General features: G+C 65.6%; 26 protein-coding genes. 12 read left to right on the forward strand and 14 right to left on the reverse strand.

Annotation, left to right across the window (positions count from 1 at the left end; translation table 11 throughout):
• Positions 1 to 21: 21 nt before the first annotated feature.
• Positions 22 to 1,329 (forward strand): RsmB/NOP family class I SAM-dependent RNA methyltransferase, encoded by a 1,308-nt coding sequence (locus tag ACE103_RS18140; RefSeq protein ID WP_375780545.1) that lies wholly within the window; start codon positions 22 to 24, stop codon positions 1,327 to 1,329.
• A 100-nt stretch (positions 1,330 to 1,429) separates the two neighbouring features.
• Here the strand turns inward: ACE103_RS18140 and ACE103_RS18145 are convergent, their stop codons facing one another.
• The gene (locus tag ACE103_RS18145) at positions 1,430 to 2,710 is read right to left on the reverse strand and encodes an MFS transporter (RefSeq protein WP_375780546.1); all 1,281 of its coding nucleotides are present in this window, start codon (positions 2,708 to 2,710) and stop codon (positions 1,430 to 1,432) included.
• Between the two features lie 114 nt (positions 2,711 to 2,824).
• Here ACE103_RS18145 and ACE103_RS18150 point away from each other — a divergent pair, with 114 nt between their 5' ends.
• Positions 2,825 to 3,277, forward strand: coding sequence for a winged helix-turn-helix transcriptional regulator (locus ACE103_RS18150; protein WP_375780547.1), 453 nt, complete (start codon positions 2,825 to 2,827; stop codon positions 3,275 to 3,277).
• 144 nt (positions 3,278 to 3,421) lie between these two features.
• Here the strand turns inward: ACE103_RS18150 and ACE103_RS18155 are convergent, their stop codons facing one another.
• Positions 3,422 to 3,754, reverse strand: coding sequence for a DHCW motif cupin fold protein (locus ACE103_RS18155; RefSeq protein ID WP_375780548.1), 333 nt, complete (start codon positions 3,752 to 3,754; stop codon positions 3,422 to 3,424).
• Between the two features lie 202 nt (positions 3,755 to 3,956).
• Positions 3,957 to 4,328, reverse strand: coding sequence for a nuclear transport factor 2 family protein (locus tag ACE103_RS18160; RefSeq protein ID WP_375780549.1), 372 nt, complete (start codon positions 4,326 to 4,328; stop codon positions 3,957 to 3,959).
• A 136-nt stretch (positions 4,329 to 4,464) separates the two neighbouring features.
• On the opposite strand from ACE103_RS18160, the gene guaA reads away from it, so the two are divergent.
• The 3 genes from guaA (at position 4,465) to ACE103_RS18175 (ending at position 7,365) form a co-directional block, all read left to right on the forward strand.
• Positions 4,465 to 6,063 (forward strand): glutamine-hydrolyzing GMP synthase, encoded by a 1,599-nt coding sequence (gene guaA / locus ACE103_RS18165; RefSeq protein WP_375780550.1) that lies wholly within the window; start codon positions 4,465 to 4,467, stop codon positions 6,061 to 6,063.
• 61 nt (positions 6,064 to 6,124) lie between these two features.
• Positions 6,125 to 6,760, forward strand: coding sequence for a DUF6915 family protein (locus ACE103_RS18170; RefSeq protein ID WP_375780551.1), 636 nt, complete (start codon positions 6,125 to 6,127; stop codon positions 6,758 to 6,760).
• The gene (locus ACE103_RS18175; protein ID WP_375780552.1) at positions 6,757 to 7,365 is read left to right on the forward strand and encodes a hypothetical protein; all 609 of its coding nucleotides are present in this window, start codon (positions 6,757 to 6,759) and stop codon (positions 7,363 to 7,365) included. The genes ACE103_RS18170 and ACE103_RS18175 overlap by 4 nt, the downstream gene beginning before the upstream one ends.
• A gap of 649 nt (positions 7,366 to 8,014) precedes the next feature.
• Here the strand turns inward: ACE103_RS18175 and ACE103_RS18180 are convergent.
• On the reverse strand, positions 8,015 to 8,251 hold the full coding sequence (locus ACE103_RS18180) for a hypothetical protein (protein ID WP_375780553.1): 237 nt from the start codon (positions 8,249 to 8,251) through the stop codon (positions 8,015 to 8,017).
• A 207-nt stretch (positions 8,252 to 8,458) separates the two neighbouring features.
• Positions 8,459 to 9,112 (reverse strand): glutathione S-transferase family protein, encoded by a 654-nt coding sequence (locus ACE103_RS18185; protein ID WP_375780554.1) that lies wholly within the window; start codon positions 9,110 to 9,112, stop codon positions 8,459 to 8,461.
• A 287-nt stretch (positions 9,113 to 9,399) separates the two neighbouring features.
• Here ACE103_RS18185 and ACE103_RS18190 point away from each other — a divergent pair, with 287 nt between their 5' ends.
• Both ACE103_RS18190 and ACE103_RS18195 read left to right on the forward strand, forming a co-directional pair.
• Positions 9,400 to 9,873 carry a VOC family protein gene (locus ACE103_RS18190; RefSeq protein ID WP_375780555.1) on the forward strand — a complete coding sequence of 158 codons (474 nt, stop codon included), beginning with the start codon at positions 9,400 to 9,402 and terminating at the stop codon, positions 9,871 to 9,873.
• Positions 9,874 to 10,059: 186 nt separating this feature from the next.
• A complete protein-coding gene (locus tag ACE103_RS18195) occupies positions 10,060 to 11,322 on the forward strand; it encodes a serine hydrolase domain-containing protein (protein WP_375780556.1) in 1,263 nt (420 codons plus the stop codon).
• A gap of 121 nt (positions 11,323 to 11,443) precedes the next feature.
• Here the strand turns inward: ACE103_RS18195 and ACE103_RS18200 are convergent, their stop codons facing one another.
• From ACE103_RS18200 to ACE103_RS18215, 4 genes are all read right to left on the reverse strand, one after another.
• A complete protein-coding gene (locus ACE103_RS18200; protein WP_375780557.1) occupies positions 11,444 to 11,941 on the reverse strand; it encodes a peptide deformylase in 498 nt (165 codons plus the stop codon).
• A 68-nt stretch (positions 11,942 to 12,009) separates the two neighbouring features.
• Positions 12,010 to 12,882: a GNAT family N-acetyltransferase gene (locus ACE103_RS18205; RefSeq protein WP_375780558.1), complete on the reverse strand. Its 873-nt coding sequence runs from the start codon at positions 12,880 to 12,882 to the stop codon at positions 12,010 to 12,012.
• A 72-nt stretch (positions 12,883 to 12,954) separates the two neighbouring features.
• Positions 12,955 to 13,815, reverse strand: a complete 861-nt coding sequence (locus tag ACE103_RS18210) for a DMT family transporter (protein WP_375780559.1) — start codon at positions 13,813 to 13,815, stop codon at positions 12,955 to 12,957.
• Positions 13,812 to 14,318, reverse strand: a complete 507-nt coding sequence (locus ACE103_RS18215; RefSeq protein WP_375780560.1) for a MarR family winged helix-turn-helix transcriptional regulator — start codon at positions 14,316 to 14,318, stop codon at positions 13,812 to 13,814. The genes ACE103_RS18210 and ACE103_RS18215 overlap by 4 nt, the downstream gene beginning before the upstream one ends.
• 223 nt (positions 14,319 to 14,541) lie before the next feature.
• Here ACE103_RS18215 and ACE103_RS18220 point away from each other — a divergent pair, with 223 nt between their 5' ends.
• Positions 14,542 to 15,339, forward strand: a complete 798-nt coding sequence (locus ACE103_RS18220; protein ID WP_223972854.1) for a DUF899 domain-containing protein — start codon at positions 14,542 to 14,544, stop codon at positions 15,337 to 15,339.
• Between the two features lie 33 nt (positions 15,340 to 15,372).
• Here ACE103_RS18220 and ACE103_RS18225 read toward each other — a convergent pair whose 3' ends face one another.
• Complete coding sequence (locus tag ACE103_RS18225) at positions 15,373 to 16,275, reverse strand: LysR family transcriptional regulator (protein ID WP_375780561.1); 903 nt, start codon at positions 16,273 to 16,275, stop codon at positions 15,373 to 15,375.
• A 99-nt stretch (positions 16,276 to 16,374) separates the two neighbouring features.
• Between ACE103_RS18225 and ACE103_RS18230 the strand changes: the two genes are divergently transcribed.
• The 3 genes from ACE103_RS18230 to ACE103_RS18240 are packed head-to-tail and all read left to right on the forward strand — an operon-like array spanning position 16,375 to position 19,641.
• Positions 16,375 to 16,932, forward strand: a complete 558-nt coding sequence (locus ACE103_RS18230) for a GNAT family N-acetyltransferase (RefSeq protein WP_375780562.1) — start codon at positions 16,375 to 16,377, stop codon at positions 16,930 to 16,932.
• Positions 16,929 to 18,128: an MFS transporter gene (locus tag ACE103_RS18235; protein WP_375780563.1), complete on the forward strand. Its 1,200-nt coding sequence runs from the start codon at positions 16,929 to 16,931 to the stop codon at positions 18,126 to 18,128. Before ACE103_RS18230 ends, ACE103_RS18235 begins: the two co-directional genes overlap by 4 nt.
• Before the next feature lie 49 nt (positions 18,129 to 18,177).
• Positions 18,178 to 19,641, forward strand: coding sequence for a M20/M25/M40 family metallo-hydrolase (locus ACE103_RS18240; RefSeq protein ID WP_375780564.1), 1,464 nt, complete (start codon positions 18,178 to 18,180; stop codon positions 19,639 to 19,641).
• A 3-nt stretch (positions 19,642 to 19,644) separates the two neighbouring features.
• Here ACE103_RS18240 and ACE103_RS18245 read toward each other — a convergent pair whose 3' ends face one another.
• The 3 genes from ACE103_RS18245 to ACE103_RS18255 are packed head-to-tail and all read right to left on the reverse strand — an operon-like array spanning position 19,645 to position 22,603.
• On the reverse strand, positions 19,645 to 20,154 hold the full coding sequence (locus tag ACE103_RS18245) for a DUF1993 family protein (RefSeq protein ID WP_375780565.1): 510 nt from the start codon (positions 20,152 to 20,154) through the stop codon (positions 19,645 to 19,647).
• Between the two features lie 17 nt (positions 20,155 to 20,171).
• Positions 20,172 to 21,137 (reverse strand): glutathione S-transferase C-terminal domain-containing protein, encoded by a 966-nt coding sequence (locus ACE103_RS18250; RefSeq protein ID WP_375780566.1) that lies wholly within the window; start codon positions 21,135 to 21,137, stop codon positions 20,172 to 20,174.
• A gap of 26 nt (positions 21,138 to 21,163) precedes the next feature.
• Entirely contained in the window at positions 21,164 to 22,603 is a 1,440-nt protein-coding gene (locus tag ACE103_RS18255) for an MFS transporter (protein WP_375780567.1), read from the reverse strand.
• Positions 22,604 to 22,726: 123 nt separating this feature from the next.
• Between ACE103_RS18255 and ACE103_RS18260 the strand changes: the two genes are divergently transcribed.
• Positions 22,727 to 23,638, forward strand: coding sequence for a LysR family transcriptional regulator (locus ACE103_RS18260; RefSeq protein WP_375780568.1), 912 nt, complete (start codon positions 22,727 to 22,729; stop codon positions 23,636 to 23,638).
• Between the two features lie 20 nt (positions 23,639 to 23,658).
• On the opposite strand, the gene ACE103_RS18265 is transcribed toward ACE103_RS18260, so the two are convergent.
• Complete coding sequence (locus tag ACE103_RS18265) at positions 23,659 to 24,561, reverse strand: LysR family transcriptional regulator (RefSeq protein WP_375780569.1); 903 nt, start codon at positions 24,559 to 24,561, stop codon at positions 23,659 to 23,661.
• Positions 24,562 to 24,729: the final 168 nt, after the last annotated feature.

Below are 24,729 nucleotides of genomic sequence, written 5' to 3' on the forward strand. Positions count from 1 at the left end.
GCGCCCAACCGAAAGAGTTCTATGACCCCCGCTGCCCGGCTCTCCGCCGCGATCGAGCTGATCGCCACCATCGACGCACAGCGCATTCCCGCGGCCAAAGCGCTGAAGGAATGGGGCACCGCGCATCGCTATGCCGGTTCCGGCGATCGCGCCGCGATCTCCGGCCTGATCTGGGACGTGCTGCGCCGGCAATCCTCCGCGGCCTGGCTGATGGACGACGCCAGCGCGCGGTCGCGGGTGCTCGGCATGCTCAAGCTCGAGCGCGGCATGGACATCCCGACGATCTCGGCGCTGTGCGACGGCGGCCGGTTCGCGCCGGAACCGCTGACCGCGGCCGAGGAGGCTGCGTTGGCCTCGCGCTCGCTTGCGGATGCGCCGGCACATATCGCGGGCGACTATCCGGACTGGCTCGACCCTTATCTGGCAAGGGTGTTCGGCGACGACCGTTCTGCCGAGGCAACTGCGATGGCGAGCCGCGCGCCGCTCGATCTGCGCGTCAACACGCTGCGCGGCAAGCGCGAGAAGGTGCTGCCGCGCCTGTCGTATCTGGGTGCGAAGGAAACGCCGTGGTCGCCGCTCGGCCTGCGCATCGAGCTCGGCGCCGACGCGCGCAATCCCGGCATCCATGCCGAGGAGGATTTCATCAAGGGCGCCATCGAAGTCCAGGACGAGGGCTCGCAGCTCGCCGCGCTGTTCTCGGCGGCCAAGCCCGGCGAGCAGGTGATCGACCTCTGCGCCGGCGCCGGCGGCAAGACGCTGGCGGTGGCCGCGATGATGGAAGGCAAGGGCCGGCTGATCGCGACCGACAGCGACAAGCGCCAGCTCGTGCCGATCCATGAGCGGCTGTCGCGCGCCGGCGTGCACAATTGCGATGTGCGCACGCCGCGCGGCGAGGAGGAAGTGTTGTCCGACATCAGGGCGTCCGCCGATCTCGTGCTGATCGACGCGCCGTGCACCGGCACCGGCACCTGGCGCCGCAATCCCGACGCCAAATGGCGGATGCGCCCAGGCGCGCTCGAGGTGCGGCTGAAGGATCAGGCCGAGGTGCTGGCGCGCGCCGCGCCGCTGGTCAAGTCCGGCGGCCGCATCGCCTACATCACCTGCTCGGTGCTGGCGGAGGAGAACGGCGAGCAGGTCAAGGCGTTCATCGCGCGGCACCCGGAGTTTTCCGTGCAACCGCCGGAGCAGACCGCATCGGTGCTGTGGGACAAGGCCGAGGCGTTTGCAGAGGCCGCGCTGCTGTCGCCGGAGGGCCTGCTGATGACGCCGCGCCGCACCGGCACGGACGGGTTCTTCGTCAGCATCCTCAAGCGCCGGGCGTCATCCTGAGGTGCACGCCGAGCGGTGCGTTAGCAGCGCTCGGTGGGCCTCGAAGGATGGGGATGGACGCGGGCCGTCGCCCTTCGAGACGCGCGCAAGAGCGCGCTCCTCAGGGTGACGGGACAGTGCAAACGCTCTGCGGCACCGGCGTCTTGCTCACCACGATGACCCAGTACAGCAGCGCGATGGCGCTGATCGCCGCGCCCAGCGCGCAGACGCCGAGCCAGCCGGCGGCGGCATAGGCCATCGTCGAAGCGATCGCGCCGAGCCCGCTGCCGACCGAGTAGAACACCATGTAGACGCCGATCAGGCGGCTCGACGCTTCGGGGCGGGCAGCTACGATCAGGCTCTGGTTGGTGACGTGGACGGCCTGCACCGCGAAGTCGATCATCACGACGCCGGCGAGCACCAGCCACAGCGACGCATGCAGGCAGGCGATCGGCGCCCAGCCGGCGAGCATCAGCAGCAGCGACAATCCGGTGGTGCGCTGGCCCCAGCCGCGATCGGCGAGGCGGCCCGAATTGCGCGCCGCCAGTGCGCCGGCGAGGCCGGCAATGCCGAGCATGCCGATCGCGGTGTGCGACAGCGACAGCGGCGGCGCGGCAAGCGGCAGCACGACCGAGCTCCAGAACGCGCTGAAGCTCGCAAAAATCAGCAATGCGAACACGGCGCGTTCGCGCAGCACCGGCTCCTCGGCGAACAGCGCGGCCGTCGAGCGCAGCAGCTTTGCACAGGATGATCCGGTCAGCGCCCGCGGCGGCTGCCGCGGCAGCACATAGGCGAGCAGTGCGGCCATCGCGAGCATCAGCACGGCCGAGGTCAGGTAGACCATGCGCCATCCGCCGATATCGGCGAGCGTGCCCGACGCAAAGCGAGCCAGCAGGATGCCCGACACGACGCCGCTTTGAATAGTACCGATGGTCTGTCCGCGCTCGGCCGGCGAGGCCGATGTCGCTGCAAAGGCGACGATCACTTGAATGACGACAGCGAGCAACCCGACCAGCGCCATGCCGCCAAACAGCACGATCGCATTCGGCGCGGTGCCGACCACGACGAGCGCAACCGCGGACAGCATGATCTGGCCGACGATCAGCTTGCGGCGGTCCCAGAGGTCGCCGAGCGGCACGATCAGCATCAGGCCGAAGGCGAGGCCGACCTGGGTCAGCGTCACCACGATTCCGATCGCGGCCGGGGTGATGTCGAGATCCTGCGCCATGGTGTCGAGCAGCGGCTGGGCGGAATAGATGTTGGCGACGCTGAGCCCGCAGGCGACCGCAAACAGCAGCACGATCGCGGGCGATAGCGCGCCTGGCTTGGTGTCGCGGGGCTTGCCGTCCGTTGTGTGATCGCCCGTGGCCGGCCCGGCCTCCGTCATGGTCTGGTTCATCATCTTGTCTCCGCTGCAACTCGCAATCTGGTCTTATAATGAGACCAGTTGCATCGCGGTCTGTCTAGTCCTATTTTAAGACCAGTTCGGAATCGTGATCGAGGAAGGTGGAACGCGATGCAGCGGATCGGATTCGCAAAGGCGGAGTGCCCGGTGGCCCGCGCGCTGGATGCGATCGGCGACTGGTGGTCGTTGTTGATCGTGCGCGACGCGTTCGACGGCCTGCGCCGGTTCGGCGACTTCCAGAAGAACCTCGGCATCGCCAAGGGCATGCTGACGGCGCGGCTGCGCAAGCTGGTCGAAGCCGGCGTGCTCGAGCAGGTCGCAGCCTCCGACGGCAGCGCCTACCTCGAATATGTGCTGACGAACCGCGGACACGACCTGTTCCCGATCGTGGTCTCCTTGCGGCAATGGGGCGAGGCGCATCTCTACGCGCGGGGCGAAGCGCATTCGGTGCTGCTGGACCAGGCCGGGCAGGCGGTTGGGCAACTGGTGTTGCCGTCGAAGAACGGCAAGCCGCTGGGCTGGGCGGATACCAAGGTGAGGAAGGTGGCGATGCGGAGGCGGTGAGCGTCCAAGCGGCCGCAAACACTGACGTCATCCTGAGGTGCGAGCGTAGCGAGCCTCGAAGGATGGGGATGGAGCCGGGCTGTCGCCCTTCGAGGCTCGCTCCGCTCGCACCTCAGGGTGACGGGAGAGAGTGGAGGTATCGCGTCAATCCACGATAAACAGCGTCGCGCCGGTCGCGGTCGACGAGCGATGCGCGGCGTCGCCGAAATCGGAGACCTGGTAGCTCATGCCCGGCTTCAGCGTGAATTTGCGGCCGTCGCGCAGCTCGGTGTCGAGCTCGCCCGTGACGACAAAGAGCACATGGCCGCGATCGCACCAGTGATCGGCGAGATAGCCCGGCGAGTACTCGACCATCCGCACCCTGAGCTCGCCGATGTTGAGCGTGCGCCACAGCGCCTGCCCGGTGTCGCCGGGATGCACCGTCGGCTCGACATTGCTCCAGTCGGTGACGGTGAAGGGCAGGGTCGGGATTTTCATGGGCGTGGTCCTGATGGTTTGCCCATTCTACGCGTTTGCATCCTCAAGCACAGTCGTCATCCTGAGGTGCGCGCCGAGCGGTGCGCAAGCAACGCTCGGCGAGCCTCGAAGGATGGGTGTGGAGCGGGGCTGTCGCCCTTCGAGACGGTCGCTTCGCGACCTCCTCAGGGTGACGGGAAAGAGTTGGGGATGTGGCAGCGACCTAACCCACCGGATGGTTCGCCGAGCCCTGCCTGATCTTGCCCTCGGCGTCACACCGCAGATACTCGCAGATCTTCTTGCCGCGCTCATTCTGGTAGAACACGACGACGCTGTCGGGCGAAACATAGAGGTCGATCAGCTCGAAATGCAGCTCGGGCAGCTTGGCGAGCGCGGCGCTCCAATAGGCCCGCAGCTGCGCCTTGCCGCGCACCGTGCCGGAGGCGCCGAAGCCGAGTGGCGGGATCCGGTCCGAGGTCATCTCGGTATCCTCCGAATACATCGCCAGCACGCGCTCGAGGTCGCGCGCGTTCCAGGCGTCGACCCAGTCGCGGCCGAGCGTTGCGAGGCGGGACGGTTCGTGAAAATCCGGCATTGGTTTTCTCCCATTGGTTATGGTCAAATTAGGTCAATAATACTGACCTATATAGATTTGTCCATGCCCAAAGAAGAATGTGGGCGCCCCGCGCTGCGCGGTTGCGGGGGCGGGCGCCGTCGCGTATCTGCTTGCCATGACAGCCCAGCACACAGCCCGCGAACCGTCGACGCCCACCGTGGCCTCGGCGCATGACAAGATTCTGATTGTCGATTTCGGCAGCCAGGTGACGCAACTGATCGCCCGCCGCGTCCGCGAGATGGGGGTCTATTCCGAGATCGTGCCGTTCCAGAAGGCCGAGGCGGCCTTCAACGAGATGAAGCCGAAAGCGGTGATCCTCTCCGGCGGCCCGGAATCGGTGCATGAAACCGGCTCGCCGCGCGCCCCGCAGCTGATCTTCGAGTCAGGCGTTCCCGTGCTCGGCATCTGCTACGGCCAGATGACCCTGGCGGCCCAGCTCGGCGGCGAGGTCGAAGGCGGGCACCACCGCGAATTCGGCCGCGCCGATGTCGAGGTGAAGACCGATAGCCAGCTGTTCGACGGCGTCTGGGGCCACGGCGAAAAGCACCAGGTGTGGATGAGCCATGGCGACCGCATCACCAAGATGCCGCCCGGCTTCTCGGTCGCCGGCACCTCGCCGAACGCGCCGTTCGCGATCATCCAGGACGAGAAGCGGAAATATTACGGCCTGATGTTCCATCCCGAGGTGGTGCACACGCCCGACGGCGCAAAGCTCCTTCGCAACTTCGTGCGCAAGGTCGCCGGCCTGACCGGTGACTGGACCATGCGCGCCTTCCGTGAGGAGGCGATCGAGAAGATCCGCGCCCAGGTCGGCCAGGGCAAGGTGATCTGCGGCCTGTCCGGCGGCGTCGATTCCGCCGTCGCCGCGGTCCTGATCCACGAGGCGATCGGCGACCAACTCACCTGCGTGTTCGTCGATCACGGCCTGCTGCGGCTCGACGAGGCCAAGACCGTCGTCGACCTGTTCCGCAACCACTACAACATCCCGCTGGTCCATGTGGACGCGTCGAAAGAGTTTCTGGGCGAGCTCGAAGGCGTCACCGATCCCGAGGTGAAGCGCAAGACCATCGGGCGCTTGTTCATCGACGTGTTCGAGGCCGAGGCCAAGAAGATCGGTGGCGCCGCATTCCTGGCGCAGGGCACACTCTACCCTGATGTGATCGAGAGCGTCTCCTTCACCGGCGGACCGTCGGTCACCATCAAGTCGCACCACAATGTCGGCGGCCTCCCGGCGCGCATGAACATGAAGCTGGTCGAGCCGTTGCGCGAGCTGTTCAAGGACGAGGTGCGCGTGCTGGGCCGCGAGCTCGGCCTGCCCGAAGTGTTCGTCGGCCGCCACCCGTTCCCGGGCCCGGGCCTTGCCATCCGCTGCCCCGGCGACATCACGAGGGAGAAGCTCGACATCCTGCGTAACGCGGACGCGGTCTATATCGACCAGATCCGCAAGCACGGCCTCTATGACGCGATCTGGCAGGCTTTTGCGGTGCTGCTGCCGGTCAAGACCGTCGGCGTGATGGGCGACGGCAGAACTTACGAATACGTCGTCGGCCTCCGCGCCGTCAGCTCGACCGACGGCATGACCGCCGACTTCTACCAGTTCGACATGAAGTTTCTGGCCGAGACCGCGACGCGGATCATCAACGAGGTGAAGGGCGTGAACCGGGTGGTGTACGACGTGACGTCCAAGCCGCCGGGGACGATCGAGTGGGAATAGGGACGTCGGCTGCTGAACCGCAGTTAACCTAGTCGCCTGCCTGAGGTCCGCATATTCTGCCATGAGACCTTATCAACACGCTATCAGCAGTGCTCGGAAGCTCGGAGGGCGATGGCAAGACTATTTGGCTGTTCACGAGTTTCTGGATAGCACGAAGGCCGCGTGCGCAGACATGCGGCATCGCATGATCTTGCACAGCATCGACTTCGGTGCGGCGATTGCAAGGATGGCCTTTCCAGATCGCGACGACGTCGACCAGCTCGTGCGCCAGCATGTTGTTGAAGACCTTGGCGAAAGCCGGACGCTTTCCGATTGGTTGAGATATTGCCGGCGACCACATTTGCCGCAACTTTATCCCGAGGCACTTCCAATCGATAACGAGCGCATCATCGCCGACGAGACTTCGCGTAGCGGCATCTCCCACGACGCGCCTGTTCGGCAGGTCTGTGCGTTGCTTTTGATGCCGTTGACCTTCGCCTCCGATTTCGGAGCCGACGCACTCTGCGTTCTCGGGAATTCGTTCGGTCCAGGTCTCGTTCGCCGCTTGATCGGACCGCCGATTGACGTCGATGGAAAAGTCTTCGATCCCGCGCTCAGCGCCGAGCGGATAATCTTCGGCTGGTATCGCGCCGTGCCGCCTATGGTCGCCGTCGTTCACACATTGCGATCGCGGCAACAACTCGAGGTCGAGCAATGAAGCTTGGAACAGTGTTGCCAGACGGGGTTTTGCGACTTGGTCCGTGGGAGGTCAAAGATCACCCTGCGTTCCTGCGTCTCGATGGGTTGGTGCGGGAAGCCGCTTCCCAGCTTGTCGCGCTGAGGCAGGATCCGATTGCTGTCGCTTCATCGCCTAATCGCTTTGATGATGCACATACCTATGATTGGCGAGCAGTTCGATGCGGTGATTTCATCAGCGAGAATGGCTCATACTATCCTGGCGTTGATCTAGATCGGGACATCGCAACAGCTTCGCGCCAAGCCAAGACTGCGTATGCCGTCCTTCGTGCGCTCGACGCGGCAGGATGGCGCGACCTATTCGCGAAGGCATTCGATATCAGGATGCCCGATCAAACATTGTCAGTTGTCGTGCAAAACGGGCTAACTTGGCTCGTCCTCAGCGCCAACAACGTGACTGAAGACGAGTGCGATCCCGTCTTCGCAATCTGGGAGGATGCGGAGATGAGCTATTTCGCCGAAGCGAAAGAGCGGTTCGACTGGGCTATCCGCAATCCAGTTCCCCTGGAGTTTCTGGGCGAAAACGACAAGCCAAGTTGGCGCCAAGCGATGGATTGGCAGGACTAGCGCGCCGCTTCCCGCCGGACTGCGCCGCACGACAGAACTACCTCGCCGCAAATCAAATCCCGCTTCCTCACCTGCGACAAATCACCCGACGGGCAACTCACCAAAACCCGTCAATCCCGCGATAAGAAAATATTCCGCTTGGCGTTTGACCCAACTCAGATGTTCAATCTGCCCGTCTCACCCGACACGAGGGGCGGATCGCGATCGTCACGAACGTGGTGTGGGATGCGGTGGACGCTGAGTGCGCAGTTGACGAACGCGCAGGAGGCGGACGGTGAAGTCGTGTGGTCCTGACGCCCTAGTGGCAGGTGTCTTCTCGCATTGCGCGGTGCGCGTGCGAGGGCGGTGACAAAAAAGTCTGGTCTCGCCGGGGAGAGCACGAAGTAAGCCGCACAACCATCGCGCAGGGAAGGCCGGATGTTCCCGGTTACACCTGTGGCCCTACCCCCGAGCTTCCTACCCATTGCTCGGGGCCCATGGGTGCGATCGGCACCCGGTCTTCCCTGCGCCCTCCGTTGGCAACGAGGGCGAAACGAAGCGCAAAACTCGGACAGATCATGTCGCGAGATCGCAGACGTTTATGCTGTTTGAAACGTAAATGCTGTGGCCTGGCGGCGGGGCGCTCGCGTCAGCTAGACAGCAAGCGCGATCAATACGGGCCCGGTTCGCAGGGGATATTGGCGCCGGTCCAGGGCGCGGTCGCGAATGAACCGACGCGGGGAGCCGGAATGCAGGCGCGGCCATCGACATAGACGGGTTCGGTCGGCGCGGCGGCGTTGGCTTCGGCAACATGTCTGGAAACAGCGTGCGTTTCACGCGCCATCGCCGGTGTCGCGATCATGGCAACCGCGATGAAAGCAGCCGACAACAGTTTGACGTTCGTCATTGAGTTTCTCCGTTTGGTTTAGGGGCCAAGGAGTCTGGCCTCGTCAGATAGATGTGCGCAGCGCGGGTGAACTTAAATGCAATCCTCGCTCACGCCGGCTCAACGCTGCGTGAGGGGGTGAGGCGATCGTGATCGTTGTGCCGGAACTGCAATGCGGCGTGGCGGTGCCGAGCAATTGCGCGAGGGCTGGGTCCCGCCTGGCGCAACTCAGCCGGCCGGATGCTTACCCGTGTTGACCGCCAACTGAGCGTCGAAAGCTCGCTTGTACGCAGGCCGCGCTTCGCCGCGAGCGACGTAGGTGGCAAGGTTTGGAAATTCGTCGAGGATGCCCGACATTCTAAGCCTGAGCAGCACCGACACCATCATCAGGTCGCCCGCGCTGAACGCGCCATCGAGCCAGTCGGCATCGCCGAGGCGGGCTGAGAGCTGCTTCAGCCGGTCGCGAATGCGATCCATGACCAGGGGCAGGCGCTCCCTGGTCCATGGCTTGTCGCTCTCCAGAATTCTGGCGGTTGCGAGTTCGAGGATCGGCGGTTCCACCGTGTTGACCGCGGCAAACATCCAGCTGATTGCACGGGCGCGGGCATTGGCATCGCCGGGCAGCAGGCCCGCATGACGCTCGGCGATATGGAGCACGATCGATCCGGTCTCGAACAGCGCGAGATCACCTTCTTGATAGGTCGGAATCTGGCCGAAGGGATGCAGCGCCAGATGTGCCGGCTCTTTCATCGCCTGGAACGAAACCAGGCGAACCTCGTAAGGCTGGCCCACTTCCTCCAGCGCCCAGCGAACCCGCGTATCGCGCGCCAGTCCCTTGCCGCCGTCGGGCGACCGTTCGAAGGCGGTGATGGTGGGGGTCATCGTTTTACTCCATGTCCTTGCGTCCCGAGGACGAGTGAACGGCGCGTGTACCGACAGCCGATCCTAGAATCTTTTGACCAAGAGTAGCCCGGATGCGGCTGGGCGGCGGGGCGTTGCCGGGGGCACCTGTGATCTAACCCGTACTTTCGGTTCCCGTAGCGGTAACCGGACGCATCTCGCGAAGACCAGCGGAACGCACGGTCCCGCAAATTATTTTCATCGGCCCGCCGCGGTGCTGTCGGCTAACGCCTCGGTCAACCGTCCTTCGCAAAACCAGGAGACTGCAAATGACCGATCTCGTCACATGCCTTTGGTTCGATCAGGGCCAGGCGCGCGCAGCGGCGGAATTCTACGCCGCGACGTTTCCCGACAGCCATGTCGATGCGGGGCATGTCTCGCCGATACCGGGCATCGGGCAGGGCGATGAACTGACGGTCGAGTTCACAGTGCTCGGCCGCCGCTTCGTCGGGCTGAATGGCGGCTCCAACTACACGCCGAACGAGGCGGTCAGCTTCATGGTGCTCACCAACAGCCAGGAGGAGACCGATCGTTACTGGAATGCGGTCACTGGCAATGGCGGCAAGGAATTGCCGTGCGGCTGGTGCCGGGATCGTTGGGGATTTACCTGGCAGATCACGCCGCGGCGGCTGCTCGAGCTCGTCAACGGCGCTGATCGCGCCGCAGGCAAGCGCGCGATGGAGGCGATGATGACGATGAAGAACATCGACATCGCCGCGATCGAGCGGGCGGCTGCGGCGTAATCCGTTTGGTGGAATGATTGGCCCGGGCTCGACAGTCACGTGTCCGATCAAGCTGGTAGTGCGGTCGCGCAACTATTCGTGCCGCGGCCCGCGCTCGCCGCGACGGTCACCCCGGCGCAAACGCGGGATGTGTCTCATGCCATCGCATGATACGAAATCCAGATCGCAGCTCTGGAGCCAGAATTGATGTCCGTCGCAGCCGCCGCCAATCCGCAACAAACGCCCACCACCGCCGAGTCGGATCCCGAGACGCTCGGCTGGATGCAGGGCTTTCCGCCGCCGCAGCACAAGACCATCACATTCCAGGACGGCTCGTTCCGCAGCTTCCCCGAATTGCGCTGGGCCTGGAGCAATATCCGCCAGCTGGTGCCGACGGTGAATGTCTGGCGCGGAGCGGGGCCGGCGTCGGTGCTGCCGCGCGCAGATCATGACATCGGCGCCTCCGCGTCGGTGACGATGGACGGCCGCCCGCAGACGTTCGCGCGCATGCTCGAGGACAGCTATGCGGACGGCATCGCCGTGCTTCATCGGGGCAGACTGATCTACGAGCGCTATTTCGGCGCGCTGAAGCCGCACAAGCCGCATATCGCAATGTCGGTGACGAAGTCGTTCACCGGCACGCTCGCCGGCATGCTGGTCGCCGAGGGCAAGATCGATCCGCAGGCGCCGGTGACCGACTATGTGCCGGAACTGAAGGCCAGCGCGTTCGGCGATGCGCGCGTGCACGAGGTGATGGATATGACCACGGGGTTGAAATACACCGAGGTCTATACCGACAAGAATTCCGACGTGTGGGGTCTGCGGCGCGCCAACGGCATGGCGCCGATCCCGCATGGCTATGAGGGCGCCACCAACATCTTCGATTTCCTGTGCGGGCAGCAGAAGCAAGGCGAGCACGGCAAGGCCTTCGCCTACAAGACCGTCAACACCGATGTGCTGGCCTTCATCTGCCGGCGCGCCAGCGGCATGACCTTGTCGGACCTGCTGTCCGAGAAGATCTGGGCGCCGATGGGCGCGGAGGAGGATGCGTATTATCACGTCGACCGCATCGGTACCGAAAGCGGCGGCGGCGGATTGTCCACGACGCTGCGCGATCTCGCCCGCTTCGGCGAGACGATCCGCAATCACGGCCGTTTCAACGGCCGTCAGATCGTGCCGTCTCAAGTTGTCGAGGACATCGCGCGCGGCGGCGATCCCGAAAAGTTCAAGCCGGCCGGCTACACCACTTTGCCCGGGGCGTCCTACCGCAATCAGTGGTGGGTGACGCACAATGCGCACGGCGCCTACATGGCGCGCGGCGTGCACGGCCAGGGCATCTACATCGATCCGAAGGCCGAGATGGTGATCGCACGCTACGCCTCGCATCACGCCGCCGGTAACGCCGCGAACGACCCTGTGACGTTGCCGGCGTATATGGCGCTGGCAAAGGATTTGATGGCGGGAGGGTGAAGTCGAGGTTTGTCGTCGCGATAGCTGCGTAGGGTGGATTAGCCGAAGGCGTAATCCACCGACTAGCCACTGCGATCGTCGCGGCGGGTTACGCTTCGCTAACCCGCCCTACAATTCTACGCTAGCCCCGCGAGATCTTCTCATATCGCTTGATCAGGCGCTCTCGCTTCAGGCGGGATAAGCGCCTGATCCAGAACACGCCGTCGAGCTGATCGATCTCGTGCTGATGGCACACCGCGTGCAGCCCGTCCGACTCCTCCGTCTGCACGTTGCCGTCGAGGTCCTGATAGCGGATGCGGACCCTCGCATGGCGCTCGACCTCGTCGTTGACCCCGGGCATCGAGACGCTGCCTTCTTTGTGCAGGATCATCTCGGGCGAGGTCCAGATGATCTCCGGATTGACATAGCTCCGCGGCCCTTCAGAGGCGTCGAGTTCCAGCACCACGACGCGCAGCGCCACGCCGATATGCGGCGCGGTGATGCCGATGCCGGGTGCCGCATGCATGGTCTCGAGCAGGTCGGCCGCCAGCTCGCGCAGCGCGTCGTCGAACAGGTCGACCGGCTCGGCCGGGAGCGCAAGCCGCGGATCGGGATAGCGGACGATAGGGCGAATGGTCATGGGAGCGTCATAGGCCAGCGCGCGACACCGGACAACACGCGGATGCAGAGCCGCGTGCGGCGGTCCGCTCAGAGATGCTTCTCGAAGAACAAATCAGGGTAGGGGTCGTCGTTGAAGCGTGGGATCTCGCTCCAGCCGGTTCGGCGGTAGAGCTGGCCGGCTTCCGCCAGCGCGCTGTTGGTGTCGAGCCGCAGCACCGCGATGCCGAGCTCGCGCGCGGCATTTTCGGCGGCGTCCATCAGGCGGCGGCCGAGGCCGAGGCCACGCGCGCTAGGTGCGACCCAGAGCCGCTTGATCTCTGCGAACTCGCTGCTGCTGCCCTTCAGCCCGACGCAGCCGATCGGCAGGCCGTCCGACATCGCCACGATGAAGCTGCCGCGCGGGCGCACCATGTCCTTGGCATCGGGATCGCGCGACAGCTTGACGTCAAAGCCCTGTTTGAAGCGTCGCGCCAGCTCGGCGTAATATTCGCCGAGGCAATAGCGCGCCTCGTCGCTGCGCGGGTCCATCTCGCGCAGTGCTGTGCCGTCGCGTCCGAGCGCCGAGGCGATCAGATCCATCGCCGAAAGTAGCGCGTCGCGCTGGGTGTGATGGGCGAGGAAGTCCTTGGCCTGCCGGTTGGAGATCGCCTCATAGGCGTTGAACTCGCGCTTGCCCGCCGGCGTCAGCTGCGCGATGCGGCGGCGCGCATCGTCGGCATGCGCGGTCGTTTCGATCAGCCCTTCGTCCTCGAGGCTGCGCAACAGCCGGCTCATCAGGCCGGAATCGAGCCCGAGATAATCCCTGATCTCGCCGACATCGGCGCGGCCATGTCCGATTGCGTTCAGCACCCGCGCCGCGCCGAGCGGCCGGCCGCGGCCGAGGAACGAGGTGTCGAGCGCACCGACGGCTGAGGTCACGGCACGGTTGAAGCGGCGGACGCGGGAAACAGGGTCGAGCATGTATCTGACTTTAGTCAGGTATCGTCGTGGCGTCAATTGCGATGGCTGCGCGGCTGGGCAGGCCAACTGAATCTACGCCCGCGCCAGCACCAGCAAATTGCCGGCGAGGATCGCGACGGCGCCGGCGAGCACCGGCCAGCCCAACACGAGATGCTCGAACAGGGCCGACAATACGAGCGCAACGAGCGGCACCAGCGCGAGTGTATAGGCGGCGCGGCCGGGACCGAGCCGGCGCACCAGCTCGAAATAGAGCATGAAGGTGATGCAGGACGCGGCGACCGCGAGATAGAGAAAGCTCGCCACGTAGGAGGGCGAGATGTCGGCCGCGAAGCGCGTGCCGGTCGCGACGGCCCAGAGCGCGCTCGCCGCCGCGCCGACGAATGCACCCCAGGCCAGCACAGAGACGACGGGCAATCCGGCGCGCTGGTTGCGCGCACCGACCGTCGTCCCGGCGCCGGTCGCGATCGCTGCTGTGAGCGCCCAGGCGAGACCCGCGAGCGGCGCGGCGCCATGCGCGGTGGCGCCGGGCAGGAAGATGATCGCAAGGCCGAGGATACCGCACAGCGCGCCCCAGACGAAGCTCGACGAGATCGGGACGCCGAGCGTGGCCCGCGCGATCACCGCTGCGAACAGCGACGATGTCGACAGCACCAGCGCCGCAAGTCCGCTCGGCATCCGCGCGCTCGCTTCATAGAATGTGATGAATGCAATGGCGAAGAACAGCAGGCCCTGCAACGCGACAGCCGGCCGATGCTTGCGCGGGATCGTAAGCGGCACGCCGCGCAGCCGGCCGTAGCCGAGCAGGATGAGACCCGCGAGCACCATGCGCAGCGCCACTGACCACGGCGCCGGCGTGACGCCGGCCTGCATCGCGCTTGCCAGCGCGCCGCCGCCCCACAGCAGCGCAGTCAGCGCGAACAGTGCGGCTGTCATGGCGTTGCGGCGTCGTCGAGCAGCGCGCGCCAGCCGACGGCGTCGATCCGTGCGCTTTCCCCCTCGAGCCCGGTGAGGGCGGAATCGAGTGTTGTCCGCTCGCTCTCGGTGAGGCGCGCAAGCAGTCGCGCCTCGATCGCGCTGCCCAATGCAGCGATCCGGTTGAAGGCGATGCGGCCGCTGCGGGTGATGCTCACAGCGGCGAAGCGGCGATCGATCTTGCCGGGGCGCCGCACCGCGAAGCCGAGATCTGTGAGCTGGCCGATGCCGCGACTGACCGCGAACGGGTCGAGCGCGCAGGCGCGGCCGATCTCGGAGGCGTTGGCCGTGTCGCGCTCGGCGAGTACGGCGAGGATGCGCCAGCCGGCCTGGCTCAGTCCGAACGTCTCGCTGTAAAAACTCTCGAGCGGGCGGGCGACCTGCGCCGCGACGAGGAACAAGCGATAGGGCAGCCAGGTGCTGAGCTTCAGGCCATCGTCGGCCGCGGGAGCAGCTTGTTTCATGGATCGAAAGGCTGGCACAGATAATTGCAAAGTGCAAGCATTTCGCAAAGAGAAGGCAAGTCGAAGCCGTGGGAGGCGCATGCGCGAATATCCCGACACACTTGTCACTCCCACCATGCGTTGCCGCCGCGCCAGATTGGGGCATGGCCAATGACGAACGGCCTCGGCGCGGGAACTGCGCCGTGGTCGCGGAGTTCGTCCAATTCGAAAGATGGAGATCATCATGAGCAAATCGGCTGAGAACGATCGCGGCGGACTGGCGGCAATGCAGACGCCGCCGGTGGTGTCGCGGGAGGCGTGGGAGGCGGCGCGCCTGGAGATGCTGGTGAAGGAAAAGGCGCAGCTGCGGGCGCGCGACGCGCTTGCCGCCGAGCGGCGGCGAATGCCGTGGATGGCGGTCGAGAAGGCCTATGTCTTCGAGGGGCCGAACGGCAAGGCGAGCCTGCTCGACCTGTTCGAGGGCCGCCGGCAGCTGATCATCTACCGCGCGTTCTTCGAGCCCGGCGTGTTCGGCTGGCCGGATCACGGCTGCCGCGGCTGCTCGCTCGGCGCCGATCAGGTCGGCCATCTCTCGCACCTGAACCAGCGCGACACCACGCTGGCTTACGCTTCGCGCGCGCCGCAGGCCGATATCGCGCGGCTGAAGGCGCGGATGGAGTGGGAGATGCCGTGGTACACGATAACAGACAGCTTTGATGCCGACTTCGGCGTCGCTGAATGGCATGGCCACAACGTGTTCGTCCGCGACGGCGAGCGGATCTTCCGCACCTATCTCGTCAACAGCCGCGGCGATGAAGCGATGGGCACGGTGTGGAGTTATCTCGACATCACGCCGTTCGGCCGCCAGGAACTGTGGGAGGACTCGCCGAAGGGTTATCCGCAGGGCCCGACCTACAAATGGTGGAACTGGCACGACAATTACGAGGCCGAGGCCGCGCCGAACGCGAAGTGGGCGGCCGTGACCGACGCCGGCGAGGCCGCATTCCGCAAGATCGCGGAGCAGGAACGCAAGGCGACTTGATGGGGTGGAGGAGGGAGGACGCGTAGCGTCCTCCTATCTCCCGTTGTCCTTCGGGGCCGACAACGCCTTCAGCGCCGACAGCGTCTGCCGGAGCCCGCGGTCGAGGCGCTTGTCGCGTCGGATCACGACGGCGAGCCGGCGGTGGAGCTTCGGCGACAGCGACCGGACAATCAGGTCGCGCTGCTTGGTCCTGGCAGGCACCGCCATGCCGGGCAGGATCGCGCAGCCGAGGCCGGCGCGCACCATCTCCTTGATCGCCTCGACGCTGCCGAGCGACATCAACGGCTTCAGCGACACGCCGCCGCGCGCCAGCCACTCGTCGGCGGTGCGCCTTGTGTTGCCGCCGGGCTCGAACAGCAAGACCGGCCTGCTCGCCAGCACCTCCGGCGTAATGCGTACGGGCAGCTTTATGTCGTGCGGCGCGATCAGCACGAACTCGTCATTCATGACGGGGGTGATCTCAAAACTGCGCCCCGACACCGGTAGCGTCACCAGCCCGATGTCGATCGTGTTGTCCTCGACTGCTCGCGCGATCTCCACGGTGTTGCCGGTCGTGACCGTGATTTCGAGCGAGGGCAGCGCGGTCCGCAGCTCTTTCAGGATCGGCGGCAGCAGGAAGATGCAGGCGGTCGCGCCGGTGCCGATCCGCACGCGGCCTGCCGTTCCCGTGGTCTGCTGCGCGACGGCATCGACCGCCGATGTCACCGCCGCGGTGATTTGCTGCGCGTGCGACAGCAACGCGACACCGGCGGCGGTCGGTCTGGCCTTGCGTCCGACCCGCTCGATCAGGGTCGCATTCAGGCTCTTCTCGAGTTGGCGCACCTGCAGGCTCACCGCGGGCTGCGTGAGTTGCAGCCGCTCGGCCGCGGCAGAGAAGCTGCCGCACTCGATCACGACGGCGAAGCTTTCGAGATAGTCGAGGTTGAGGTTCTTCATCAAAGCATCTCTTATGCTACGCATAACCAATCAAAGCTTCACTTATATAGCGCCGAGGCGCATGCTCGGACAATATTGACGGCTCGGGTGAGTGACGGAATGGCGACAGGCAACAACGGCGTCGTGGTGCGCGACGCAGCGGACGACGATATGGCCGACGTGCAGGGCATCTACGCCCATCACGTGCTCAACGGACTGGCGACCTTCGAGGAGGTGCCGCCGACGGTGGACGAGATGCGCAGCCGCCGGAACGCGGTGGTGGTGGCGGGACTGCCGTATCTCGTGGCTGTAGTTGATGGCCGGGTGGCCGGCTATTGCTATGCGACGGCGTACCGGCCGCGGCCGGCCTATCGCCACACCATCGAGGACTCGGTCTACGTGTCCAATGGGCTGCACGGCCGCGGTATCGGCGTGGCGCTGCTTCAGGGCTTGATCGTGCGCGCCGAAGCGGGGCCGTGGCGGCAGATGCTGGCCGTAATCGGCAACAGCGGCAACGCCGGCTCGATCGCGCTGCACCGTCGCACGGGCTTCGAGATGGTCGGGACGCTGCGGTCGGTCGGCTTCAAGCTCGGGCAATGGGTCGACACAGTGCTGATGCAGCGGCCGCTTGGGCTTGGCGCCTCCACGCTTCCGGCGGAGAGGGAACTGCCACGGTGATCGCCCGCCGCGTCGTGGCCGCGCTCGGGTTGGCTCAACTGATCTCGTGGGGCGCGACCTACTATCTGATCGGCGGCTTCGGCGAACAGATCGCCGCGGATCTCGGCTGGGGGCGCGACATCGTCCACGGCGGATTCGCCGCAGCACTGCTGGTGATGGGCGTGGCGTCACCGCTTGCGGGGAGGTGGGTCGACAGTCGCGGTGGTCGGGAAGTCATGGTCGCAGGCGCCGTGATCAACGCGCTCGGCTGCGCCGGTCTCGCGGTTTCGCACCAAATCTCGACCTATTTCGCGTCCTGGATTGTCCTTGGCCTCGGTATGCGGCTGACGCTGTACGATGCAGCATTCGCGGCGCTGGCCCGGATCGGCGGACCGGAGGTGCGCCGCGCGATGTCCGGGATCACCTTGCTTGGCGGGTTGGCGGCCACCGTATTCTGGCCGCTCGGCCATTTGCTTTCAGAACAGTTCGGCTGGCGCATTGCAGTGCTGGTCTATGCCGGTCTCACACTGCTGACTGTCCCGCTACACTTGCTGATTCCGAACAAGCGGTTTGCCGGTGTGCCGAGCTCTGCAACGCCGGCATCCAAGCAACCGCGCGCCGCCAGCCGCCGGCAGCTTGCCACGGCCGGCGGGCTCTACGCCGTGATCATGACCGGTGCGAACTTCCTGAATGCTGGGATGTCCGCGCACATGATCGCTGTGCTCGCCGGGCTCGGGCTCACCGTCACGGTGGCGGTATGGATCGCAACACTTCGGGGCATCGGGCAATCCGCTGCGCGTCTCTGCGAGGTGCTGTTCGGTGCACGGCTCGATCCGCTTGCGCTCAATCTGATGGCGTGCCTGATTATGCCGCTGTCGTTCATCGCCGGCCTGTTCAGCGGGTCGTCGAACGAGATGGCGATCGCCTTCGCGCTGCTCTACGGCGCCTGCAACGGCATTCTGACCATCACCAGGGGAACGCTGCCGCTGATCCTGTTCGATCATCGCAGCTACGGCGCGCTGGTCGGCCGGCTCATCGTTCCGAGCTTCATCCTGCCCGCGGCGGCGCCGCTGGTCTATGCAATCGTCATCGACCGGTATGGCGATGCCAGCGCGCTCTATCTCTCCACCGGCCTTGCCGTGACGACATTGCTCGCGGCCGCGATGCTGAAGGTGATGTTCCCCAGAACTCTTGAGCCCAAGGACTCGCTGAGGTGAGCGGCGCAAGTTATCCTGTTGCAAAACCAGATAAGGGAGAAAGAAGAACATGGTGCCGTCGACCAAGATTCACGTCGTCGCGTTGACCCTTGCCGCGTTGCTGTCCTGTGCCGGAGCGGGACAGGCGCGCGCCGAGCAGCCGGGCGACCGCACGGTTGCGCTGCTCAAGAAACTGATCTCTTTCGATACCTCGAATGGCCCGGGCGATACGCGGGCGCTCGCCGAATATCTGAAGTCGCAATTCGCGCCGCTCGGTGCCGATGTCGACATTTTCGTTGCCCCGAACGGCAAGGCTGCGCACTTCATTGCGCGGCTGCGCGGCGACGGTTCGCGGAAACCGGTGCTGCTGGCCGCGCATGCCGACGTCGTTCCGGTCGAGCGCGAGAAATGGACCGTGGAGCCGTTCGCCGGCGTCGAGAAGGACGGCTTCGTCTACGGGCGCGGCGCGATGGACTTCAAGGGCGGGCTCGCCGTCTTCGCCAGCGCGGTGATGCGGCTCGCGGAGGAGAAGACGCCGCTGTCGCGCGACGTGATCTTCCTCGCCGAAGCCGACGAGGAGCAGGGCCAGTACAGCACGGTGTGGCTGGCGAAGAACCATTGGGACAAGATCGACGCGGAGTTCGCGCTGAACGAAGGCGGCTATGTGTTGCAGGAGCGCGACGGCACCGTGCGCCAGATCAATGTCACGACGGCGGAGAAGCTCTCGGCGACGTTCGCGCTAAGGGCGACCGGTCCCTCCGGTCATTCCTCACGGCCGTTCCCGGCGGGTGCGATGGCCAACGACCGCCTGATCGCGGCGCTGGCGAAGCTCGCGGTGCATGATCCGGCCGTCAAGCTGGTGCCGGCGACCGAAGTCTATTTCAAGGCGTTGCTTCCCATCAGTTCGGAACAGACGGCAGCCGATATCAAGCAGCTACTGGTAGCGAAGGACCAAGGCGATCTCGATGCAGCCGGAATGAAGCTGGTCGCCGACAATCCCAAGGACAGCCTGCTGCTGCACGCGCTGCTGCGCGATACCATGGTGATCACGATGATCGACGCCGGCATCAAGCCCAACGTGATCCCCGGCGATGCCAAGGCGGTCGTGAACACGCGGCTGCTGCCGGGCACCACCACGGATCAGATGATCGAGGAGATCAAGCGTGCGATCGCCGATCCCGGCATCGAGGTCAGCATCGTATCGTCGCTGTCGCAACAGGATGCGCGGGACGCCTACTTGACGCGCTCCAAGATCCCGGCGTCGCCCATCAATACCGAGCTCTATGCGGCGCTGGATCGCAACGCGAAGCGGGTCTGGAAAGACGCCGTCCTGGTGCCGACGATGTTCGAAGCGGGGACCGACGCCATCGCCTGGCGCGAGCGCAACGTGCCCGTCTACGGCATCTATCCCTATCCGCTCGACGACGACATCCTGAGCCGGATGCATGGCAACGACGAAAGGATCGGCGTTGAAGCCATCAAGCAGGGGGCGGAGTGGGTCTACACCACGCTTCGTGAGGTCGCGAAGAAATAGGGCTCAGTTCGAGAGGTAGTTACCGAGAAAGTCACGCTTGCCGAGCGGCACGCCGCGATGGCGCAAGATGGCGTAGGCGGTGGCGACGTGAAAGAACAGGCTCGGCAGCGCGAATCCGTACAGATAGCGCGCTGCCGGCATCGGCGGGACGCCGAACGGCAAGGTGATGGTGCGTTCCGCCGCCCGGTCGAAAGCTCGAACCGGGACCGCGTCGATGTAGTCGAGCGTTCGCGATATCCGCGCGTAGGCCTCGGCGAGGCTCTGTTCGCCGTCGGCAAAGGGCGGTGGCTGGAGGCCTGCGAGCCGCCCGGCGGCGCCCTTGGCATGGTCGCTGGCCCGTTGCACCTGACCGACCAGCGTCAGCATGTCCGGCGCCAGCCGCGCCGCGAGCATGGCGTCGGGATCGAGACCCCGTTTGCGGGCGTGGGCCTCGCCCTTGCGCAGCAGATCGGCAAGCGCGTCGAGCATCTGCCGGAACACCGGAACCGAGGCGTCGTATAATGGTGCGGTCATGGGCACTCTCCAATTCGTCATGTCCGGTGCGGGGCAAGCCAGTTCGTCACCGGAAGCTCCGGCACGATGCCGCGGCGGGTCGCAACCGCCCAATCGCCGTCGTAGTAGTGCGTGAGGATGTGGTCGTAACGCAGCGTGGCGGCGACGCCGGGAAGGGCGTGGAAACGCTGCAACAGGCCCGGCAAATGCGAATAGTCCGCAAGCCGCTTGCGGCTTGCGCGGAACAGCGGATTGTACACGGCGTCGAAGCGCACCAGCGTCGCATAGACCAGGACATCGGCCAGCGTTGGCCGTTCGCCGAGGCAAAATCGGCGGCCATCGCTCAGCCGGCCGTCGAGTTCATCGAGAAAGCCGAATAACTGATCCATCGCCGCGGTGTATGCGCCCTGATATCTCGCGCTGGCCACCGCGTAGACGCCGACCGACAGGTGGCGTGCGATCTCGCCGTTCAGGTCGTCGATTGTAGGTTTCAGCTCGGCAGGGCAGAGATCGAGACCGCGATCGCCGGTGATGGCGTTGAACGCGTCGTTCAGCATTCCTGCGATCTCGAGCGATTCATTGTTGACGATGCGGCGCGAGCGCCGATCCCACAGCACCGGAACGGTGACCTTGCCAGTATAGTTCGGTGCCGAAGCGCGATAGGCTTCGTGCAGATACCGGAAGCCATTGCCCGCATTGTCGATGGTCGACAGGGCGGTGTCCGCGAAGCGCCATCCGTCGGGGGTGTCCCAGTGCGGATGCAGGACCGAGACGCCGACGATCTCCCCCAACTGCTTGAGCGCGCGCACGATCAAGACGCGGTGCGAGAACGGGCAGGCCGGCGACACATAGAGGTGATAGCGCCCGAGTTCCGCACGGAAACCCGACGCGCTGTCGGCGCTGATGCGATCGCGAAAGCGACCGGCATGGATCATCTGCTGTGCCTTGAGTTCGGGCGTCGGCTCGATGTCGCCGCGCCAGACGCCGTTGATCATGAGCTTCATGGCATTCACCATCGGTCGTGGCGATCTCAACTCGCCGCCAGCTCGCGTGGCAGCCACAGCGATAGCCAGCCGCCGAGCGCCAACAACGCGACGTTGCAGCCGAGCGCGACCGTGAAGGCGTGCGCATAGTCGTCGGCCTGTGGATGCGGCCCGAGCAGGCTGTAGAAGACGCCGCCGATGATGGCGACGCCGAGCGCGGCGCCGATCTGGAAGGTCGAGATCATCATCCCCGATGCCAGCCCGGCATGGCGCGGATCGATGCTGCCGATCACGGCCTTGATGACCGACGGCATCACGGTGCCGAAGCCGAGCCCGCCGCAGATCAGGCCGAATTCAACGCTTTGCGGCAGCATGCCACTAACCGACAGCATCACGACACCGAAGCCGATGACCTGGAGCGCGAAGCCCAGCGTCAGCGCGCGCACGCCGAGCCATTGCATCACCAGCGACGACACCAGCGAACTCACGAAGAAGCCGGTGGCAAAGGGCAGGGTGGCGAGGCCGGCCGCCAGCGGTGAAAAATGCAGCCCGCTCTGCAGGTAGACCGCAAAGGTCAGGTAGAACGACGACAGCATGTAGAAGGCGAGCGCCATCACCAGCCCGATGACGAAATCGCTGTTGCGCAGCAGCTGCAGCGCGACCAGCGGGTCGCCGCCGCGCCTTGCGAGGCGCGCCTCGAAGCGGACGAAGGCGGCGAGCATCAGCGGAGAGGCCAGCAGCATCGCGACGATCCAGGCCGGCCAGCCGGATTCCCGGCCCTCGATCAGCGGATAGACCAGGAATCCGAGCGTGAGCGACAACAGGATGACGCCGCCGATGTCGAGCCTTTGGGCATGCTCTGCACGCGAGTCGGTCAGGTACAGCAATCCGCCGATGAAGGCGGCGAGGCCGATCGGCACGTTGATAAGGAAGATCGCCTGCCAGGCCAGTCCGAACGGATGGGCCGAGACCAGGACTCCGCCGAGCACCTGGCCGCAGATGTTGGCGAGACCGAACGTCGCGCCGTAGAAGCCGAGCGCACGGCCCTGTTCGGCCGCCGGAAACAGCACGCGTATCGAGGCGAGCACCTGCGGCGCCATCACGGTCGCGGTGAGGCCCTGCAGGATACGACCGGCGACCAGCACGTCCGGCGACCAGGCAACGCCGCATAGCACCGACGCGATCGTGAAGCCGGCGACGCCGGTCAGGAACATGCACCGGCGGCCGAGCAGGTCGCCGAGCCGGCCGCCCGTGATCAGGAAGACCGCGTAGGTCGCGGCATAGGCCGAGATCACGAACTGCACCTGGCTCGGGGTAGCGCCGAGATTGTCGCGAATGGCGGGGAGCGCGAGGTTGACGACGTTGAAGTCGAGGATCGGCAGGAAGGCGCCGGTGAGCAGCACGGGCAGCGCCAGCCATCGCCGCGGGTCGACCGTTGCCGGCGGCGCGTCGTGCAGTTGCAACGTCTCGGTGGTCTCGCTTGTCACCTGCCGGCTCCTCCGCGTTGCCGGCGCGGCACACGAACTGCGCCGGCCGGTCGAACTTCCGGGAAGATGGCCTGTCCGTTTGTGATAAGGTATTCTCCAGTTCTGCGAACCGAGTTTGCAAAAATGAACAACCCGCTCGATTGGAATGATCTCCGCCTTGTGCTCGCGGTCGCGCGGGAGGGCAGCCTCTCCGGAGCGGCGCGCAGACTGGGCGTCACGCATTCGACGGTGTTCCGCCGCTTGGGCACGATCGAAGCCGCGATCGGTACGCGGCTGTTCGAGCGCTTCCGCGATGGTTACGCGCCGACCCCGGCCGGCGAGACCGCGGCGGCGTCGGCGGCGCGGCTCGAGGACGAAGTGCTCGCACTCGAGCGCAGGCTGGCAGGACAGGACTTGAGGCCGTCAGGCCCGGTCCGGATCACGACGACCGATACACTCGGCGCGGTGCTGATGCGGCATCTGCCCGCGATGCGTGCTGCGCATCCGGAGATTCAGCCGGAAATCATCATCTCCAACGCGATGGCGAACCTGACCCGCCGCGAGGCCGAGATCGCAATTCGGCCGACGCCGGCACCGTCCGAGCTGCTGGTCGGGCGGCGCGTTGCCGATATTGCCCATGCAGTCTACGGATCGCGGGCCTACCTCGCCCGGCGTGATGGCAAGGATCTGTCGGCGCATGACTGGGTCGGGCTCGACGATGCGCTGGCGGCAACCGTGATCGCCGGCTGGATGCGCGAGAACCTGCGCTCGGCGCGTGTCGCTTGCCGCGTCGATGCACTTCCGGCGCTGCGCGATGCCGCGGCCGCGGGACTGGGGCTTGCGCTGCTGCCCTGCTATGTCGGCGATCTCTGGCCCGCGCTGCGTCGCCTGACGCCGAAGGCGCTCGCCGAGCCGCGATCGGCGCTGTGGCTGTTGACGCATGACGATCTCAAGCGCACCGCGCGCATCCGCGCCACGCTCGATTTCCTGGCCAAGGCGCTTGCGTCAGAGCGCGCGCTGTTCGAGGGAAAACGCGCCGGCCGCGTGCGGCGATAGCCGGCAGGCGCGCGGGCCGCTCACATCTCGAGAACTTCGGCCGGGATGGTCGGTACCGCGCGATCCGCAGGCAAACGATGGTGCTCGCGAAATGCGCTGACGATCGTCTTCAGTGCCGCGCGGGATCGCGTATCCGAGAGCGCGGACAGCAGCACGATCTCGGATGGCGGAAGGGCAGGCAGGCCGAATCGCCGGCTGACCTCGATCGTTCCGGCAGGCGCAAGCCGGCAGGAGAACACCGACGTGGCAAGGCCGGCAGCCACCGCATCGGCGACCGCAAAGGATCCGCAGCCGAGGAAACTTTCCGTCCACGGGATACCCGCCGCCGCGAGCGCGCGGGTGGCAATGTTGAGCACGCCGCAGGAAGGCGAGGAGGCGGCCAGGCGCAGCGGCTCGCCCGCGCGACGCACAAAGTCCGGCGTCGCGAACCAGCCATAATGGTCCGTCGTCAGCACCTCGCCGTCGCGGCCGTCATCCTCGCGGCGGATGATGGCGGCATCGATATCGCCGCGATCGAAGGCGGTGAGGAGATCGCGGGAATCATCGAGCCGGACCTCGATGGTGAGCGCCGGATCATGTGCGTGGAGCCGAGTCAGCAGGGTTGGCACCTCGGCGCCTCCGACATGGGTGGCAATGCCGAGCGAGAAGCGTCGCGGTCGCGCGGGCGACAGCCCTGCGATTGCGCGATCATGTGCCGCGAGCAGGTCGCGCGCGGGCGCGAGGAACGCGGCGCCCTGTGCCGACAGCCGCACCAGCCGCGGTGTGCGCTCGATCAGCCTGTGGCCGACCTGGCTCTCGAGCCGCTTCAGCTTGACGCTGATCGCGCCCTGCGTGGTGCCGAGCGCTTCGGCCGCGCGCGTAAAACTCCTGAGATCCGCGATGGTCACGAAGGTCTTCACGGCATCGATGTCGAGCGTGGTCATGTCAGTCATCCGGAATTGTTGTCTCTGAAATATCTAGTCATCCAATTCACCAATGCTCAAGCCGTGACTAGCTTTCTGCTGTGAAGCGCCGTGGCCACCCGATTCCTGCCGCTGCCGCCTCAATACATCGTGAGTCGATCGACCGACGCTGCTGCCAGCACCCTGGCA

It is taken from the genome of Bradyrhizobium sp. ma5 (assembly GCF_042258955.1).
Classification (GTDB): domain Bacteria; phylum Pseudomonadota; class Alphaproteobacteria; order Rhizobiales; family Xanthobacteraceae; genus Bradyrhizobium.

Excerpts from the sequence above, each read along its gene's own strand:
- ACE103_RS18140 (WP_375780545.1), top strand. The coding sequence starts at position 22 with ATGACCCCCGCTGCCCGGCTCTCCGCCGCGATCGAGCTGATCGCCACC.
- ACE103_RS18145 (WP_375780546.1), bottom strand. The coding sequence starts at position 2,710 with ATGATGAACCAGACCATGACGGAGGCCGGGCCGGCCACGGGCGATCAC.
- ACE103_RS18150 (WP_375780547.1), top strand. The coding sequence starts at position 2,825 with ATGCAGCGGATCGGATTCGCAAAGGCGGAGTGCCCGGTGGCCCGCGCG.
- ACE103_RS18155 (WP_375780548.1), bottom strand. The coding sequence starts at position 3,754 with ATGAAAATCCCGACCCTGCCCTTCACCGTCACCGACTGGAGCAATGTC.
- ACE103_RS18160 (WP_375780549.1), bottom strand. The coding sequence starts at position 4,328 with ATGCCGGATTTTCACGAACCGTCCCGCCTCGCAACGCTCGGCCGCGAC.
- guaA (WP_375780550.1), top strand. The coding sequence starts at position 4,465 with ATGACAGCCCAGCACACAGCCCGCGAACCGTCGACGCCCACCGTGGCC.
- ACE103_RS18170 (WP_375780551.1), top strand. The coding sequence starts at position 6,125 with ATGAGACCTTATCAACACGCTATCAGCAGTGCTCGGAAGCTCGGAGGG.
- ACE103_RS18175 (WP_375780552.1), top strand. The coding sequence starts at position 6,757 with ATGAAGCTTGGAACAGTGTTGCCAGACGGGGTTTTGCGACTTGGTCCG.
- ACE103_RS18180 (WP_375780553.1), bottom strand. The coding sequence starts at position 8,251 with ATGACGAACGTCAAACTGTTGTCGGCTGCTTTCATCGCGGTTGCCATG.
- ACE103_RS18185 (WP_375780554.1), bottom strand. The coding sequence starts at position 9,112 with ATGACCCCCACCATCACCGCCTTCGAACGGTCGCCCGACGGCGGCAAG.
- ACE103_RS18190 (WP_375780555.1), top strand. The coding sequence starts at position 9,400 with ATGACCGATCTCGTCACATGCCTTTGGTTCGATCAGGGCCAGGCGCGC.
- ACE103_RS18195 (WP_375780556.1), top strand. The coding sequence starts at position 10,060 with ATGTCCGTCGCAGCCGCCGCCAATCCGCAACAAACGCCCACCACCGCC.
- ACE103_RS18200 (WP_375780557.1), bottom strand. The coding sequence starts at position 11,941 with ATGACCATTCGCCCTATCGTCCGCTATCCCGATCCGCGGCTTGCGCTC.
- ACE103_RS18205 (WP_375780558.1), bottom strand. The coding sequence starts at position 12,882 with ATGCTCGACCCTGTTTCCCGCGTCCGCCGCTTCAACCGTGCCGTGACC.
- ACE103_RS18210 (WP_375780559.1), bottom strand. The coding sequence starts at position 13,815 with ATGACAGCCGCACTGTTCGCGCTGACTGCGCTGCTGTGGGGCGGCGGC.
- ACE103_RS18215 (WP_375780560.1), bottom strand. The coding sequence starts at position 14,318 with ATGAAACAAGCTGCTCCCGCGGCCGACGATGGCCTGAAGCTCAGCACC.
- ACE103_RS18220 (WP_223972854.1), top strand. The coding sequence starts at position 14,542 with ATGAGCAAATCGGCTGAGAACGATCGCGGCGGACTGGCGGCAATGCAG.
- ACE103_RS18225 (WP_375780561.1), bottom strand. The coding sequence starts at position 16,275 with ATGAAGAACCTCAACCTCGACTATCTCGAAAGCTTCGCCGTCGTGATC.
- ACE103_RS18230 (WP_375780562.1), top strand. The coding sequence starts at position 16,375 with ATGGCGACAGGCAACAACGGCGTCGTGGTGCGCGACGCAGCGGACGAC.
- ACE103_RS18240 (WP_375780564.1), top strand. The coding sequence starts at position 18,178 with ATGGTGCCGTCGACCAAGATTCACGTCGTCGCGTTGACCCTTGCCGCG.
- ACE103_RS18245 (WP_375780565.1), bottom strand. The coding sequence starts at position 20,154 with ATGACCGCACCATTATACGACGCCTCGGTTCCGGTGTTCCGGCAGATG.
- ACE103_RS18250 (WP_375780566.1), bottom strand. The coding sequence starts at position 21,137 with ATGAAGCTCATGATCAACGGCGTCTGGCGCGGCGACATCGAGCCGACG.
- ACE103_RS18260 (WP_375780568.1), top strand. The coding sequence starts at position 22,727 with ATGAACAACCCGCTCGATTGGAATGATCTCCGCCTTGTGCTCGCGGTC.
- ACE103_RS18265 (WP_375780569.1), bottom strand. The coding sequence starts at position 24,561 with ATGACCACGCTCGACATCGATGCCGTGAAGACCTTCGTGACCATCGCG.